Annotated in this window: 14 protein-coding genes; 6 read left to right on the plus strand and 8 right to left on the minus strand. The window is 56.8% G+C overall.

Features of this window, described 5'->3' with window-relative positions; translation table 11 throughout:
- Positions 1 to 131 precede the first annotated feature (131 nt).
- From pcaF to pcaR, 4 genes are all read right to left on the minus strand, one after another.
- Positions 132 to 1,337 (minus strand): 3-oxoadipyl-CoA thiolase, encoded by a 1,206-nt coding sequence (pcaF, locus tag IV01_RS19690; RefSeq protein ID WP_195758752.1) that lies wholly within the window; start codon positions 1,335 to 1,337, stop codon positions 132 to 134.
- Positions 1,334 to 2,116 (minus strand): CoA-transferase subunit beta, encoded by a 783-nt coding sequence (locus tag IV01_RS19685; RefSeq protein WP_195758754.1) that lies wholly within the window; start codon positions 2,114 to 2,116, stop codon positions 1,334 to 1,336. The genes pcaF and IV01_RS19685 overlap by 4 nt, the downstream gene beginning before the upstream one ends.
- The gene (locus tag IV01_RS19680) at positions 2,113 to 2,970 is read right to left on the minus strand and encodes a CoA transferase subunit A (RefSeq protein ID WP_032626672.1); all 858 of its coding nucleotides are present in this window, start codon (positions 2,968 to 2,970) and stop codon (positions 2,113 to 2,115) included. The genes IV01_RS19685 and IV01_RS19680 overlap by 4 nt, the downstream gene beginning before the upstream one ends.
- A 154-nt stretch (positions 2,971 to 3,124) precedes the next feature.
- Positions 3,125 to 3,967 carry a pca regulon transcriptional regulator PcaR gene (gene pcaR, locus IV01_RS19675; RefSeq protein WP_032626674.1) on the minus strand — a complete coding sequence of 281 codons (843 nt, stop codon included), beginning with the start codon at positions 3,965 to 3,967 and terminating at the stop codon, positions 3,125 to 3,127.
- Between the two features lie 884 nt (positions 3,968 to 4,851).
- On the opposite strand from pcaR, the gene IV01_RS19670 reads away from it, so the two are divergent.
- On the plus strand, positions 4,852 to 5,049 hold the full coding sequence (locus tag IV01_RS19670; protein WP_032626675.1) for a hypothetical protein: 198 nt from the start codon (positions 4,852 to 4,854) through the stop codon (positions 5,047 to 5,049).
- A 243-nt stretch (positions 5,050 to 5,292) separates the two neighbouring features.
- On the plus strand, positions 5,293 to 6,765 hold the full coding sequence (locus IV01_RS19665; protein ID WP_032626677.1) for an inorganic phosphate transporter: 1,473 nt from the start codon (positions 5,293 to 5,295) through the stop codon (positions 6,763 to 6,765).
- Between the two features lie 152 nt (positions 6,766 to 6,917).
- On the opposite strand, the gene IV01_RS19660 is transcribed toward IV01_RS19665, so the two are convergent.
- Entirely contained in the window at positions 6,918 to 8,408 is a 1,491-nt protein-coding gene (locus IV01_RS19660; RefSeq protein ID WP_032626680.1) for a helicase HerA-like domain-containing protein, read from the minus strand.
- Between the two features lie 291 nt (positions 8,409 to 8,699).
- Between IV01_RS19660 and IV01_RS19655 the strand changes: the two genes are divergently transcribed.
- From IV01_RS19655 to IV01_RS19645, 3 genes are read left to right on the plus strand one after another with little or no spacing between them, the layout of a single operon-like run.
- On the plus strand, positions 8,700 to 9,821 hold the full coding sequence (locus tag IV01_RS19655) for a glycosyltransferase family 4 protein (protein ID WP_080290221.1): 1,122 nt from the start codon (positions 8,700 to 8,702) through the stop codon (positions 9,819 to 9,821).
- The gene (locus IV01_RS19650) at positions 9,814 to 10,593 is read left to right on the plus strand and encodes a DUF2334 domain-containing protein (RefSeq protein WP_032626681.1); all 780 of its coding nucleotides are present in this window, start codon (positions 9,814 to 9,816) and stop codon (positions 10,591 to 10,593) included. The genes IV01_RS19655 and IV01_RS19650 overlap by 8 nt, the downstream gene beginning before the upstream one ends.
- Positions 10,590 to 11,585 (plus strand): lysylphosphatidylglycerol synthase transmembrane domain-containing protein, encoded by a 996-nt coding sequence (locus tag IV01_RS19645; RefSeq protein WP_032626683.1) that lies wholly within the window; start codon positions 10,590 to 10,592, stop codon positions 11,583 to 11,585. Before IV01_RS19650 ends, IV01_RS19645 begins: the two co-directional genes overlap by 4 nt.
- 1 nt (position 11,586) lies before the next feature.
- Here IV01_RS19645 and IV01_RS19640 read toward each other — a convergent pair whose 3' ends face one another.
- Both IV01_RS19640 and purU read right to left on the minus strand, forming a co-directional pair.
- Positions 11,587 to 11,772 (minus strand): hypothetical protein, encoded by a 186-nt coding sequence (locus tag IV01_RS19640; RefSeq protein WP_032626685.1) that lies wholly within the window; start codon positions 11,770 to 11,772, stop codon positions 11,587 to 11,589.
- Positions 11,773 to 11,899: 127 nt separating this feature from the next.
- Positions 11,900 to 12,751, minus strand: a complete 852-nt coding sequence (gene purU, locus IV01_RS19635; RefSeq protein ID WP_032626688.1) for a formyltetrahydrofolate deformylase — start codon at positions 12,749 to 12,751, stop codon at positions 11,900 to 11,902.
- 496 nt (positions 12,752 to 13,247) lie between these two features.
- On the opposite strand from purU, the gene mvaT reads away from it, so the two are divergent.
- On the plus strand, positions 13,248 to 13,628 hold the full coding sequence (gene mvaT, locus IV01_RS19630; protein ID WP_032626689.1) for a histone-like nucleoid-structuring protein MvaT: 381 nt from the start codon (positions 13,248 to 13,250) through the stop codon (positions 13,626 to 13,628).
- Positions 13,629 to 13,734: 106 nt separating this feature from the next.
- Here mvaT and sbcB read toward each other — a convergent pair whose 3' ends face one another.
- Entirely contained in the window at positions 13,735 to 15,165 is a 1,431-nt protein-coding gene (gene sbcB / locus IV01_RS19625) for an exodeoxyribonuclease I (protein WP_032626691.1), read from the minus strand.
- Positions 15,166 to 15,319 lie beyond the last annotated feature (154 nt).

Consider the following 15,319-nt stretch of genomic DNA (forward strand, 5'->3'; position numbering starts at 1 on the left):
CAGACGACCCTGTCCAGCAGGCCCATCGATTTATCGTTCTTCGCGGGCAAGCCTCGCACGGGGAATGTATATCCCCGTGGGAGCGGTGCTTGGTCTGGGCCGCATTCTGACGATACAGGCGCTAAAGTCTGTCAGGCACGCTCAATCGCTAGCGCAAGCCCCTGCCCGACGCCTACACACATGGTCGCAAGGCCCCGGCGGCCGCCGGTTTTCTCCAGTTGATGCAACGCTGTCAACACCAGACGCGCGCCACTCATGCCTAGCGGGTGACCTAAAGCAATCGCGCCGCCGTTTGGGTTTACCTGTGGTGCATCATCGGCCAGCCCCAACTCCCGCAACACCGCCAGACCCTGGCTGGCGAACGCTTCGTTAAGCTCGATCACATCAAAATCAGTAACAGCCAGACCCAGACGCTCAACCAGCTTGCGCACAGCAGGTACCGGCCCAATCCCCATTACTCGCGGGGCGACACCCGCGCTGGCCATGCCGAGAATCCGTGCCCGAGGGTTCAGGCCATGCTTCTTGACCGCGTCGGCCGAGGCCAGAATCAATGCAGCAGCGCCGTCGTTGACGCCCGATGCATTGCCGGCAGTGACGGTCTTGTCAGGGCCATTGACCGGCTTGAGCTTGCTCAAGGTTTCCAGGCTGGTATCGGCACGAGGATGCTCATCTTGCTCCACGACCGTTTCGCCCTTCTTATGGGTGATGCGCACGGGCGTGATTTCTTCGTTAAAGAAGCCCGCAGCCTGTGCGACGGCAGTGCGCTGCTGGCTGCGCAGGGCGAAAGCGTCCTGATCGGCTCGAGAAATCTTGAAGTCGTCCGCCACGTTGTCGCCGGTCTGCGGCATGGAATCGACGCCATAGTGCTCTTTCATCAGCGGGTTAATGAAACGCCAACCGATGGTAGTGTCTTCCAGCTTCATGTTCCGCGAATACGCCGCGTCGGCTTTGCCCATCACAAATGGCGCACGGGACATGGACTCTACGCCGCCAGCAATGGCCAGCTCCATTTCCCCGGCCGCAATGGCCCGGAATGCGGTGCCGATAGCGTCCATGCCTGAAGCGCACAGGCGGTTGAGGGTTACGCCAGGAATTGATTCCGGCAACCCTGCCAGTAACGCTGCCATGCGCGCGACATTGCGGTTGTCCTCGCCGGCCTGGTTGGCACAGCCGAAGAACACCTCATCCACTTCGCTCCAGTTGACCGAAGGATTGCGTTCCATCAACGCCTTGATCGGCACCGCGGCCAAGTCATCAGCGCGCACACTGGATAACCCGCCACCAAAACGGCCAATGGGTGTACGAATGGCATCGCAGATAAATACTTCACGCATCATGCTTCTCCTGGCGCCTGACCATGAGCCGCCGCAGTGCGGGCCTCTAGATCGCGCAATGCAGTCAATTCAGTTTCAGTGGGTTCGGCAGAATATTCGACGTTCTCCGCGAAACGCACCTCCCAACCGGTGGCCGCGATCACCTGCTCGCGGGTGACGCCGGGGTGCAGGGTCGTTACCACGAATTCGTTGCTGCCCGCTTCCGGCTCCATGATGCACAGATCGGTGATGATCCCCACCGGCCCGGCACCCGGCAGGCCAAGGCGCTTACGCGAATCGCCACCTTCGCCATGACCTACAGAGGTAATGAAATCCAGCTTGTTGACGAATGCCCGCGCCGACTGTTTGAGAATAATCAGCACTGACTTCGCAGAACCGGCGATTTCCGGAGCGCCACCAGCACCTGGCAAACGCACTTTGGGGTTGTTGTAGTCGCCCACCACGGTCGTATTGATATTGCCGAACCGGTCCACTTGCGCCGCCCCCAGGAAACCCACGTCGACGCGGCCGCCTTGCAACCAGTAGCGGAAAATTTCACTGGTAGAGACGACTGTGTCAGCAGTCTCCGCCAGCTCGCCGTCACCAATCGACAAAGGCAAGACCGTTGGTTTAGCGCCAATCGGCCCAGACTCATAGATCAGAACCACATCCGGGGAAGAGGTCAGCCGCGCCAGATTCGCGGCCTTGGATGGCAGGCCAATGCCGACGAAACAGACAGCGCCATTACGCAGCCGACGTGCCGCCGCTACGGTCATCATTTCATTGGTGGTGTAAGTCATTATTTTGCCTCCGAGGAGCTGGCAAGCTTGCGCTGGAACTCGCTGAAATCTGCTGTGCCGTGGATGTATTCATCGATCCACGCGCTGAAGGTTTCCCGATCGCGGGCAATAGGGTCCCAGGCCTGATAGAAACGGTTGTCACGCTCGTAGTAGCCGTGAGCGTAGGACGGATGCGCGCCGCCAGGCACAAGGCAAACCGCACTCAATGCCCAGGTCGGCAAGACGCAAGCGTTCATCGGTGCATTCAGGTCATCGACGATTTCTTCCACGGTGACAATGCAACGTTTGGCGGCCAGCGCCGCTTCTTTCTGCACGCCGAGGATGCCCCAGAGCAAAACGTTGCCTTTGCGATCAGCCTTCTGCGCGTGGATGACCGTGACATCCGGACGCACCGCAGGGACTGCCGCCAGAACTTCGCCGGTGAAGGGGCAAGTGACGGTCTTGATCAGCGGATTCACCTTCGGCAAGTCAGAGCCGGCGTAAGCGCGCAAGACAGCGAATGGCAGGCCTGATGCACCGGCGACATAGGCATTGGCCAGGTCAGCATGACTGTGTTCTTCGATTTCCATGGCGTGCGGCCATTTTTTTTCCACTGCATCACGCAAACGATGCAAGGAGCCCACACCAGGGTTGCCGCCCCAGGAAAAGATCAGGCGCTTGGCACAACCGGCACCAATGAGCTGGTCGTAGATCAGGTCTGGCGTCATGCGCACGAGGGTCAGATCTTTTTTGCCCTGACGGATGATTTCGTGACCTGCCGCCGTGGGAATCAAATGGGTGAAGCCTTCCAGCGCAACGGTGTCGCCATCGTTGACCAATTGCTTCACGGCATCACGTAGAGAAAGAATTTCAGCCATGAGGTACTCCCGAACTCAAATCGCATCCAATGAACAGCGCAGATGAACTACGCTGGAATGGTGCTGAGGTTATGCCCGGGGAGGAGGCCAAACAATCCGATAATCGATTATCCGTTCGTTAATCGCACAAATTCAAAACGATCAATAGACAGTTTCAGGTAAACAACTGAGTACTCAAATCCCGGCTTGCATCAAGCATGATCGGCAAGAATTTCTGCTCCAATTCACTTCTCGCAACACGACCGGCGCTGGTGCTGACATTCAACGCCGCCAGTACCTGGCCTGACGCGTCATAGACCGGTACTGCAATCGAGCGCAGGCCCTGTTCCAGCTCTTGATCGACAATGCACCAGCCCTGTTGGCGAACCTGCTGAAGACATTCGAGCAAGGCTTCCGGGGTGCGGATCGTGCGGCTGGTTTTAGGTTGCAGGTCCACATGATCCAGATATTCACGCAGCGAAACATCATCCAGTGCCGACAACAGAATGCGCCCCATTGAGGTGCAATAGGCCGGAAGTCGCCCGCCTACTGACAGGTCTACGGAAATCAGGCGCTGGGTCGTGGCCGAACGGGCGATGTACAGAATGTCCTCGCCCTCCAGGGTCGCCATGTTGCAGGCCTCGTGCAACTGATCACTCATGCGGTCCAGATAGGGCTGGGACGAAACGGCCAGCGGAGTCGAGGACAAGTAGGCATGACCCAAGGTCAGCACCTTGGGTAATAGTGAATAGGTCCGACCGTCCGTCGTCGCATACCCCAGCTTGATCAACGTCAGCAGGCAGCGCCTGACTGCTGCCCGGGGGATTTCGGTTCTATGGCTGATCTGAGCAATGGTCAAATGCCGTTTGCGCTCTTGAAAGGCATGAATCACTGCCAGCCCCCTGGCCAGGGAGGTCATGAAATCCGGGTCTCCGGTCAGCGCCTGAATCCGTTTGGCAGGTGACGCCACGATAGGGGGCGCCAATGACGCAAAAGAATTTCGTAGTTCATCATTCATCGCCACTACCTCGCTAAAACCCAGTCAGCCCAGATGGGACGCCGCTTGCGACCGATTCAATGAAAAACGATCCAAGCGCCGTGTGCGATTATCGAACGACTGGCCGATAATCGCAATTGACCCGTCACAAAGATACTTATACCTTTGCATGGCCTTAAGTGGCTTCTTGGAATTACTGGTCAGGTACCCACGAGAAGTCCAAGGCCGGCCTTGCCCATGAAGCGAGGCCGTTTTTATTTCTGCACCCTCTTCCAATTGCTATCAAAGCGCCACAACTCAGCGGCACCCGCGAGCGGCGTGAAGCTATAGCGCGTTCTATCACCCCGTCAATTATCCGCGAACTACCCTGTCAGGATTCTGTCCGGGCCTGTCAATATTTTGCGCTTCCAACTTCCTTTCATATGTTCCCCACCGAAACTTCGGAACAGTCGTACAAGAAAAAATCCTGTTTGGAATTCTTTCAGTTACTCATCACATATATAGTTGACGGAGCCGTAGTTCTTGGAGATAGTGTTCGTCACTTGGCTGGAATAACGATTCGCAGTGCTTGCCATCCCATCGCTACACCCATGATGGATGACGCGCACAAAGGCTTGAGATGCTGCCACACTGAAGCAAAGCAGCCGTGCCACATCCTCATCCCGCGAATGACGGCTAGCCCAAGTAGCTATCGCACTTGTAACTCAAAAAACGAATGTCGCTACGACAGATACGTTTCTGGTGTTCGTAGCCGCGAGCAGCAAAGAGTGTTCATGCCGAGCTGATTCCGACGTTGCTGTTTGGCCAATGGCCGGAACATGCCGTTTGAGGCGCAGCTTCATGTGTGACCAGTGCAGCTGCTCAGTGATATCGCCAGAGTTCAATTGACTTGATCAGGTAACAAAGTGACTAAAGATGAACTGCGCGCGGAACTTGAGCGCCAGGAACAACGTTTCAAGGATGTATATGGTGGGGAAATTACTACCTACGCAGCTCAACCAGAGCCGGAACGCAAACCTTGGCGAAAAAAAGCCAGTCTCCTTGACCAGGCTTTCAAGCAAGAACTTCAAAAAATGGAAAAGGACCTCAGCGAAGAAACATAGTCGCCAGGTGCTCGAACATGGCCTGGGTGTGCCGATGCGCGCGCCTGGCAGCTCTAAAAGGCACGAATTTCCTGGGGCCTCATAGCGTCTGACTGCTGAAAACACGCTGCGCAAAAAATGACGGCGCGGCCTTGCTTTGCATGAAATTCAGACTTTGAGCGACGACCAATCAGCGGCTGTCACATCGACCTGTATTTTTTCTGTCATAATCCCGCCCCCTTCAGACCGGGTCAGAAAACCTTCATGATCGATTTATTCAGCGGACTAGATGCCTGGGTACTTATAAGCCTGCTGCTCGCCTTGGCATTCGTCCTCACCTTCGAGTTCATCAACGGCTTTCATGACACCGCGAACGCGGTGGCGACAGTCATTTATACCAAAGCCATGCCGCCTCATCTGGCCGTATTCGCCTCGGGTATCTTCAATTTCCTTGGGGTTCTGCTGGGTGGCGTGGGCGTGGCTTATGCCATCGTGCATCTGCTGCCGGTGGAGTTGCTGATCAATGTGAACACCGGCCACGGCCTGGCGATGGTTTTCTCATTACTCGCAGCCGCGATCACCTGGAATCTGGGCACTTGGTACTTCGGTATTCCGGCCTCCAGTTCCCACACCTTGATCGGTTCGATTCTCGGGGTGGGCCTGGCCAACGCCTTGATCAACGACATACCGCTGGCCGATGGCGTCAACTGGCAGAAGGCGATCGATATCGGTGCTTCGCTGGTTTTCTCGCCACTGGCTGGCTTTCTGGTCGCCGCACTGGTTCTGCTGGGCCTGAAGTGGTGGCGTCCGCTGTCCAAGATGCATAAAACTCCCGAGCAGCGCCGCAAGCTCGACGATAAAAAGCATCCACCGTTCTGGAACCGTCTGGTACTGGTTGTTTCCGCCATGGCCGTCAGTTTCGTGCACGGTTCCAACGACGGCCAGAAAGGCATCGGCCTGATCATGCTGGTATTGATCGGCATCGTGCCAAGTGCCTTTGTCCTTGATCTGAACAGCACCACGTACCAGATCGAGCGGACTCGGGATGCAACCCTGCACCTGAATCAGTTCTATCAGCGCAACAGCAGCACGCTGGGCGAGTTTCTGGCCTTAGGCAAAGCAGAAAAAGGTGATCTGCCGGAGAGTTCGAGCTGCAACCCGACACAAACCGAGCCGACCATCGCAGCGCTGCTGGACAACCTGAGCGGCGTGACCGATTACCACTCGCTGCCTTCGGAGCGTCGTATCGAAGTTCGCCGCTACCTGCTGTGCCTGGACGACACCGCTCGCAAGGTTGCCAAGCTGCCAAACCTGGCCCCGCGTGAAAAGTCGGACCTGGACAAGCTGCGCAAGGACCTGACGGAAACCACTGAATACGCGCCGTTCTGGGTGATTCTGGCCGTTGCCCTTGCGCTGGGTATTGGCACCATGGTCGGCTGGAAGCGCGTAGTGCTGACCATTGGCGAGAAGATTGGCAAACAGGGCATGACCTACGCACAAGGTATGTCTGCTCAGATCACCACAGCCTGCGCCATCGCCGCGGCCAACCTGTTCGCCCTGCCGGTATCCACGACCCATATCCTGTCGTCTGGCGTTGCCGGCACGATGGTCGCCAACAAAAGCGGCCTGCAAGGCGGCACCGTACGGACCATTCTGCTCGCTTGGGTACTGACCCTGCCCGCGACGGTCGGGCTGTCGGCCGCATTGTTCTGGCTGGCATCCAAAGCGCTGGCTTGATATTCAAGCACGCTCCCCGGACACGGTTTGTGGGAGCGGTGCTTGTCCGCGATACAGGCGCCGCAGATGGCAGGTCAACCGTATTCAGCCTTATCGCGGGCAAGCACCGCTCCCACAGATGGAACACCATAGTCATCGAGACTATTGCGTTCCTACCTGCGCTTCTTCCCCCCACCCAGCAGTGACCCCATCAATCCCCTCACCAACTGCCTGCCCAACTGATTGGCGGCCTGACGCGCTGCGTTTTTCATCGCCTGCCCGGCTATCCCCCCGAGAAACTCACCGGCCATATCACTAAAGCTTCGCTGCTCTTCTGGGGTTTTCTCCGGTGTTTGCGCCGACTCTGGAGCGGCGATCTTGCGGGCAATGAGCATTTCATAAGCCGATTCACGATCTATCGGTTTGTCATAACGTCCTGCCAGCGGCGAACGAGCAATCAGGCTGGCCCGCTCAGCGGCGCTAAGTGGACCGATTCGCGACTGCGGTGGCGCGATCAGCACTCGCTGGACCATAGCCGGCGTGCCCTTGTCTTGCAAAGTCCCCACCAACGCCTCACCGATGCCCAGCTGGGTCAGTACCTCAAGGGTGTTGATGTCCGGATTGGGCCTGAAGCCATCCGCCACGGCGCGCAATGATTTCTGTTCCTTGGCAGTAAACGCCCGCAGGCCGTGCTGAATGCGCAGCCCGAGTTGGGCCAGCACGTCGTCTGGCAGATCGCCCGGAGACTGGGTGACGAAATACACCCCCACGCCTTTGGAGCGAATCAGCCGCACGACTTGTTCAAGTCTTTCCTGCAGCGCCTTGGGCGTGTCGGCGAACAGCAAATGCGCCTCGTCAAAAAACAACGCCAGCAGCGGCTTCTCTGCATCGCCCCGCTCTGGCAATTGCTCGAACAATTCCGCCAGCAACCACAACAGGAAAGTGGCGTAGACCTTTGGCGCTTCGTGTACCAGACGGCTGGCATCCAGCAGGTGGATACGCCCTCGCCCGTCACTGGCCGGCTGAAGAATGTCCTCCAGTTGCAGGGCAGGCTCACCAAACAGGGCTTCAGCGCCCTGCTGTTCCAATATGGCAAGGCGTCGTTGCAGGGCCTGGCTCGATCCGGTCGTCATCAGCGAGCTGTCTTCGCCCAATAGCTGTGGGTTATCCCGCAGATGGTTGAGCAAGGCCTTGAGATCTTTGATGTCCAACAGCAGCAAACCTTCACGATCGGCCACCTTGAAGGCGGCGTACAGCGCAGCTTGCTGGCTGTCGGTCAACTCCATAAGGCTGCCTAACAGCAACGGGCCCATTTCACTCAACGTGGTGCGCAAAGGATGACCGGACTGACCATGGACGTCCCACAAAGTCACGGGATAAGCCTGTGGTGTGTGATTCAGCCATGGCATACCTGCGATGCGCTCGGCGATCTTGCCTTGCGGATCACCCGCCGCACCGAGGCCACACAAGTCACCTTTGATATCAGCCGCAAACACGGCAACACCCGCGTCACTGAAGGCTTCAGCCAGACGCTGCAAAGTGACAGTCTTGCCGGTACCGGTCGCCCCCGCAACGAGTCCATGCCGATTGCCCAGCCGCAGCGCCTGTGTAACCCCCAACCCGTCGGGGCCGGAACCGATAAGGATATTCAGAGAGTCGGGCATTTCATCACCTGTTTTGAACCGTGTTTTTCGACATCTGCTCCGCAACAACCTTAGCGAAATACCTTTAGCAACGACTTGAGGTTTAACGTGAATAGCCCCTTTGGCTGGCAGGAACCGCAGACCACTCGTCAGAAGGAGTCTTGTCTGCGTTATCTGCGCGGTGCTGTTTCCGGCCACACGAGGCAACAAAAACACTGCTACAGGCAACTAATCAAGGGCTTGCGGTTAAGTTGATTCAGAGAACATCTATTCTTGCTGAAGGTCAACGTTAGGACGCTGACCTCTGCAGGAGTGTTCACTGTGCATATCGCTGACATGACGATGTTCTACGCCCCAGCCAGCGGCGGCGTGCGCACCTATCTGGATGCCAAGCATCGACGCCTGGGCCTTCACCCAAACGTTCGGCACAGCCTTCTGATACCCGGAGCGACGCGCAGCCACAAGGACGGCATTTACAAAATCCCCGCCCCTCCAGTGCCCTTCGGTAACGGCTATCGCTTCCCACTGCGCCTGGCTCCCTGGAGAAATGCCCTACAGCGTCTTAAACCAGATCTGATCGAAGTGGGCGATCCTTATCTGACGGCCTGGGCGGCGCTGGATGCAAGGCGCCAACTGGATGTGCCCGTTATCGGCTTTTATCACTCGGACCTGCCGCTGCTGGTCAGCAACCGCGTGGGTAGTTGGCTGGGAACGAACGTGGAGGCTTATGTGAGCAAGCTGTACGGCAACTTCGATCGGGTTTTGGCGCCAAGCAAAGTCATGGCCGACAAACTGATCGGACTCGGCGTAAAAAATGTTTACGTACAGCCTCTGGGGGTAGACCTGAACATCTTCACACCGACCGTTCGAGATGCTCACTTAAAAATGGAGATGGGGTTGAGTCCGACCACACGCCTGCTGATTTTTGCCGGCCGGGGCTCCAAGGAAAAAAACCTCCCTGTGCTGCTTGATTGCATGAAGCTGCTCGGCGAAGAGTTTCATCTGCTGCTGGTGGGCACGCACATGCCCGTCCAGGTACCGGACAACGTATCGGTTGTGGGACATTTCTGTACGGCAAGCGAACTCGCCCGGATGCTCGCCAGCGCCGATGCGTTGCTGCACGCTGGCGATCAGGAGACCTTTGGTCTGGTCATCCTCGAAGCCATGGCCAGCGGGATCCCGGTGGTTGCCGTTGCAGCGGGTGCCTTCTGCGAAATAGTGCCTCAGGAATGCGGTCTGCTTTGCGACCCCAACAGTGCCCCGGCCATGGCCGACGCCGTGCGTGAATTGTTCAGCCATGACTCCTTGATTAAAGGACTTTCGGCCAGGCGTTATGTCGAAAGTCACTACTCATGGGATAGCGTGGTCACGGGCCTGCTGGAACATTATCACGCGGTGCTGGGCCATTCTGTCGCGGCCCACGATCATGCTTGAGTCTTTAACTTCACCCCCCAGCGTGTTGCTTGTGCTGCATGATGTCGCGCCGGAGACCTTGCCTGACTATCAAGACTTCGTCGCCCAAGTGGACGCCTCAGGTCAGATTCCCATAACGTGGCTGGTAGTTCCGAACTTCCATAGGCGCAACGACGTCGAATGCAGCACGCAATTTCAGCGATATATGCAGCATCGCCTCAGTCGCGGTGACGAGCTGGCTCTGCACGGCTACTACCATTGCGACGACGGCCCCTCGCCTCGCACACCACAGGATTACTTCATGCGCCGCGTTTACACCTGGGAAGGTGAGTTTTACTCACTCACGACCCAACAGGCACTGACCAGGCTGCAAGCCGGCATCGAGTTGTTCCAGCGACTGGACTGGCCGCTTCAAGGGTTTGTCGCTCCCGCATGGCTGATGAGCCAAGGCACCCGACAGGCACTGCGCCAATTGCCCTTGGCCTGGACCAGCGATGCTCGGAATTTATACCGGCTGCCAGATTTTTCACCGGTCGATGCGCCGGGCCTGGTCTGGAGCGCGCGCAGCCCTATACGTCGCACCCTCTCAAAAATCGTCAGTGACTGTCGCCAAGCGCAGTTTCGCCATGCGCCCACCCTCCGGCTTGGCTTGCACCCTGTGGATATGCGCCATGAATCTTCCCGCAATTATTGGCTTGAAACCTTGCGTCGCCTGATGGAAAACGGCCGGGTGCCGATGACCAAATCACAGTGGCTCGCCGCCCAGAGCAACACTGACAAGGCGGTGGCATGAAGCGTGTCGCCTGGTTGGCGGTAGGCTTGCTGGCTGCCGTAATGATCCCGTTGGCGCTCGGCGGCGGAGATATTTTTCAACGTCTGCGCAGCTTTCCTTTCCCCCTGCTAATGGCCATGTTCGGCATGATCATCCTGTGCTGGGCCCTCAATACTCTGCGCATGCGGATACTCCTTGGCGATAGCGCCAGGAATTTGAGCGTTAAACGAAGCCTGGGCCTGATCATGGCCAGCGAATTCGCTTACTGCGCCACGCCCGGTGGTAGCGGCGGGCCGTTGACCCTCATGGCCGTGCTCTCGCGCAACGGGGTAGGTGCCGCCAAAAGCAGCGCGGTCTTCGCCACAGACCAACTCAGCGACCTGGTGTTTTTTCTGCTGGCTTTGGTGGGCATCATGTTCTATGCCCTGTTCAATCACCTGAGTGAACGCATGGAGTGGCTGCTGGGATTCAGCGCCGTTCTGGTCGTGGGCAGTCTGCTGCTCTTCATCGGCTTTGCCCGCTTTCACCGCCAAGTCATCAAATTCAATGGCCGATTGCTCAGACGCTTCAACACCCGAGCCGTTACTCGTCGACGCTGGGCGCGCAAGCTTCTGCATTTTCGCGATGCGCTGGCCCAGACTTGGAAAATGCCTCGGGAAAGACTACTCGCGGTATTCGTCCTGACGTGTGTGCACTGGGGGCTGCGCTATAGCATCCTTTATCTGGCGCTGTTGGGGCTGGGAGTGAACGTGCAGTGGGCGTGGACGTTTCTGATCCAGATGCTCTCGCTGACGGCTGGTCAGTTCAGCCTGCTGCCGGGCGGCGCCGGGACTGCCGAGCTGACGTCCGCAGCACTATTGGCGCCTATGGTCGGTAAGTCCACCGCGGCGGCGGCCATATTGATCTGGCGCACGGTGACTTATTACTTCTATCTAGTCGTGGGAGGGCCGATCTTTCTGTTGATGGTCGGACGACCGCTGTTGAACCGGCTGATGCGCTTCAACCAGATCTGAATCAGGTGTCGGATTTATCTTTTTGCTGTTGAGCCTTTTCCAGCTCAGTCGTACGCCAAAGCTCCGCGGCACCGTCGAAATCAGCACCGTCTTCAGCGGAAAGGGCATCCGGGTCATAACGACTCAAACAGCCTTCGCCCAAGGTTGGCGGCGCTGTGGAAGTTGCCTTGTCGAGTGGGTCGGTCATCTGGATGTCCTTTTTGTCCGTAGGAGCTCACGAGCACCGCGAGGCAGCGATGGCGGTCTGACTGATACACCGCCATCGCGGGCGTCGTAACCTCCGCTCCTACAGGTCCAAAGTTGAAGCCTGAAGCTTAGTCGAACACTACCGTCTTGTTGTCATGGACCAGCACCCGATCTTCCAGGTGGTAACGCAAGCCTCGCGCTAGAACCATTTTCTCGACGTCACGACCGAAGCGAACCATGTTCTCGATGCTGTCGCTATGGCTGACACGAACAACGTCCTGCTCGATGATCGGACCAGCATCAAGTTCTTCAGTTACATAGTGGCAAGTTGCACCAATTAACTTCACACCCCGCAAGGATGCCTGGTGATAAGGCTTGGCCCCGACAAATGATGGCAAGAAGCTATGGTGAATATTGATGACTTGGTGAGCATATTCGCGGCACAACTGCGGCGGCAGTATCTGCATGTAACGCGCCAGTACGATCACGTCCGCCTTATGATCGGCGATCAGACGGGAAACCTCGGCAAAGGCAGGTTCTTTATCTGCCGGGTTAACCGGGACATGGTAATACGGGATGTTGTGCCACTCGACCATGCTGCGCAGGTCCTGGTGATTGGAGATCACGCAGGCGATTTCGCAATCCAGTTCATCGGTGTGCCAACGGTGCAGCAAATCGGCCAGGCAGTGGGACTCCCGGCTCGCCATCAGGACTACGCGCTTCTTCTGAGCAGAATCGGTAATGCGCCAATCCATCGAGAACTCTTCAGCGATGGGTGCAAAAGCCTCGCGGAACGCCTCCAGTTCAAACGGAAGCGTATCGGCCCGCATCTCGTGACGCATGAAGAACCAGCCACTGAGGTTATCGGAGTGGTGGCTCGCCTCGGTGATCCAGCCGTTATAGGACGCCAGAAAGTTACTGACTTTGGCAACGATGCCAACACGGTCCGGACAAGAAATCACCAGACGGAAAGTGCGCATGAGGGAAACTCCAGAACTTCGCAAAGGCCGCCATTCTAGCGGCTGCGCGGCAAAACTGCAGTATTCCTGTGGAATCTGATTGAGCGCTGCGGCTGGACGCAGGCTTCCTGCATACGGCTGCCGTCCCCGTCTCGCACCGCGCTTATGAAGAATCCACGAACCGCGTAATTAGCGCTTATCTTTAACAACCGAGTAAAAGTCGGCTAGTGTCCCACCTCGCAAATATGTCAATTCTGGTCGCGTGGCTGGTTTTGGCGAAGCGCCGTGATGACTCATAGTTATGCTATGGAAAGGAGCATCAAGCTGGCTGACGAAATCAGCTGCCGTCCCAACAGCTTATTTGCGACTCGGGATACTAGTTGGTCAGTGCTGTAGGAAAAGGCGGATATTTCTAAATAATTCAAATAAAACTTTTCTTAAATGTTTACTTGATCAAGGCGCATGACTATTATTGCGTCACTGTCTACCCCCACCCTCTCAACATAAGGTGTGTCTCATGTCTCTGATCAACGAATACCGCGCCACAGAAGAAGCAATCAAAGAACTGCAAGCACGTTTGAAGAATCTGTCCCAGGACGACAAACTGCAAACCGAGCTGGAATTCGAAGGCAAACTGCGCACCTTGATGGGCGAATATCAAAAGTCGCTGCGTGACATCATCGCACTGCTTGATCCAGACGCTAAAGTAGGCAAATCTGCACGTGGCGCTGCCGTGAAAACTACCGGCACCAAGCGCGCTCGCAAGGTTAAGCAGTATAAAAACCCGCACAACGGTGAAGTCATCGAAACCAAAGGTGGCAACCACAAGACTCTGAAAGAGTGGAAAGCCAAGTGGGGCGGTGACGAAGTTGAAGGTTGGGCAACCCTGCTGGGCTAATCCCCACGCGGCTCCAGCTTCACCCGCAACATCAAAAACGCCAGCTTGCTGGCGTTTTTTATTGTGTTTTTTTCACCGCCAGCATCACAGCTCGCCCGCTGGAGGCTTAAAGGGCCAAGCGCTGACGCAACTCCTCGACGTAGTCCTGCCATTGCGCCAATACCCTGAGCTGCTCCGACGTAGCACTAACAGAAAGCTCCACCAGCGATCGATTGAAACTCTCAAGGGTATTAGGAGCACCCCACTCAGGATTTGTCAGACGTTTCTGACAGAAACTGCGCCAGCGCTGTTGTTCCTCAAGGCTGAGGGTCTCGGCGAAGTTTCGCGCCCGATATCGAAACAACAACTCGGGAAGCCGCCCATCATCGAAGGGCCAGGCATTATTCGCCAAATCTTCAGGCTCGGCATTGCGCACTTGTTCGCAAAGCCTGCGATCCCGGTCGCCAATAAAGCCGTCATACAATTGCTGCTCTGGATCCTCACTGGCTTTGAACTCATCCGGCGCATAAATGACGTTGAGCTTTTCCTGCCAGACTGCTTGCCCTTCCCCCATCTGTCTCGCGCGATCCTCGAAGACTGCCATATCCAGCTGTAGACGTTGTTGGTCTTCACTACGCAACACCTTCAACGGCGCAACCACCGGACAACGGTTTATATGCAGGAGTTTAAGCGGCACAGGCAGCTCACCTTCCAGCAACTCCTCGCGTCGGGTATATAAACGGCGCCGAAGAGTTTCCGCATCCTCAGCCAGTAACGGCAGATGATCCTGATGTAAATCACAGACGATTAGGGCATTTCGATTCTGTGGGTGCCATGCCAGTGGCAGCACTACGCCTACATAATGTCGGGCTGCCGAGAAACGCCCGGAAATATGCACCAGAGGCTCCAGCAGTTTTATCTGTTGCTGGACTTTCTGCTTGCTGCGCAGCTGGAAAAGGTAATCGTACAGTTTTGGCTGCTTTTCCCTGATCAGACGAGCCAAGGCAATAGTGGCGCGGACATCAGACAGTGCGTCATGCGCCTGACCATGGTCGATACCATTGGCTGCTGTCAGTCGCTCCAGCTTGAGGGTGACCCGCCCGTCTTCTTCAGGCCAGACAATCCCTTCCGGACGCAATGCGTAAGCAGCTCGGACCACGTCGATCAAATCCCAGCGGCTGTTGCCCCCTTGCCACTCACGTGCATAGGGATCAAAAAAATTACGGTACAGGCTGTAACGCGTCACCTCATCATCGAACCGCAACGTGTTGTAGCCTGCGCCGCAGGTGCCCGGTGCGGCCAGCTCGGCATGCACACGGGTCATGAAGTCCGCCTCACACAGACCCTGCTCGGCCAGACGCGACGGCGTGATACCGGTGATCACGCAGGCCGCTGGATGGGGCAGGATATCGTCGCTGGGCTGACAGTAGATATTGACCGGCGCGGCGATCTCATTGAGCTCGGCGTCAGTGCGGATACCCGCCATCTGCAAAGCACGATCATTACGAGGATTGATCCCGGTAGTTTCGTAGTCGTACCAAAATAGGGTGGTAGTCACGGGCGGATCCTGAACAGAAGACCGGCAAAGTGTATGGCCTCAAGCAGCAAAAATGCGAATCGGTCATATTCTGTCGTCAAACGTAAAGTTATCTTACAACCCCTGCTGCAAGAGTCTGGTTGCTTAGCAGGCAGGTGGTGGCTAGCATCAGACT

Origin of the sequence: Pseudomonas syringae (genome assembly GCF_000737245.1) — a bacterium.
Lineage (GTDB): Bacteria > Pseudomonadota > Gammaproteobacteria > Pseudomonadales > Pseudomonadaceae > Aquipseudomonas > Aquipseudomonas syringae_J.

What these genes read in the sequence shown, in the direction of transcription:
- pcaF (WP_195758752.1), bottom strand. Translation starts at nt 1,337, where the DNA reads ATGATGCGTGAAGTATTTATCTGCGATGCCATTCGTACACCCATTGGC.
- IV01_RS19680 (WP_032626672.1), bottom strand. Translation starts at nt 2,970, where the DNA reads ATGGCTGAAATTCTTTCTCTACGTGATGCCGTGAAGCAATTGGTCAAC.
- pcaR (WP_032626674.1), bottom strand. Translation starts at nt 3,967, where the DNA reads ATGAATGATGAACTACGAAATTCTTTTGCGTCATTGGCGCCCCCTATC.
- IV01_RS19665 (WP_032626677.1), top strand. Translation starts at nt 5,293, where the DNA reads ATGATCGATTTATTCAGCGGACTAGATGCCTGGGTACTTATAAGCCTG.
- IV01_RS19660 (WP_032626680.1), bottom strand. Translation starts at nt 8,408, where the DNA reads ATGCCCGACTCTCTGAATATCCTTATCGGTTCCGGCCCCGACGGGTTG.
- IV01_RS19650 (WP_032626681.1), top strand. Translation starts at nt 9,814, where the DNA reads ATGCTTGAGTCTTTAACTTCACCCCCCAGCGTGTTGCTTGTGCTGCAT.
- IV01_RS19645 (WP_032626683.1), top strand. Translation starts at nt 10,590, where the DNA reads ATGAAGCGTGTCGCCTGGTTGGCGGTAGGCTTGCTGGCTGCCGTAATG.
- IV01_RS19640 (WP_032626685.1), bottom strand. Translation starts at nt 11,772, where the DNA reads ATGACCGACCCACTCGACAAGGCAACTTCCACAGCGCCGCCAACCTTG.
- purU (WP_032626688.1), bottom strand. Translation starts at nt 12,751, where the DNA reads ATGCGCACTTTCCGTCTGGTGATTTCTTGTCCGGACCGTGTTGGCATC.
- mvaT (WP_032626689.1), top strand. Translation starts at nt 13,248, where the DNA reads ATGTCTCTGATCAACGAATACCGCGCCACAGAAGAAGCAATCAAAGAA.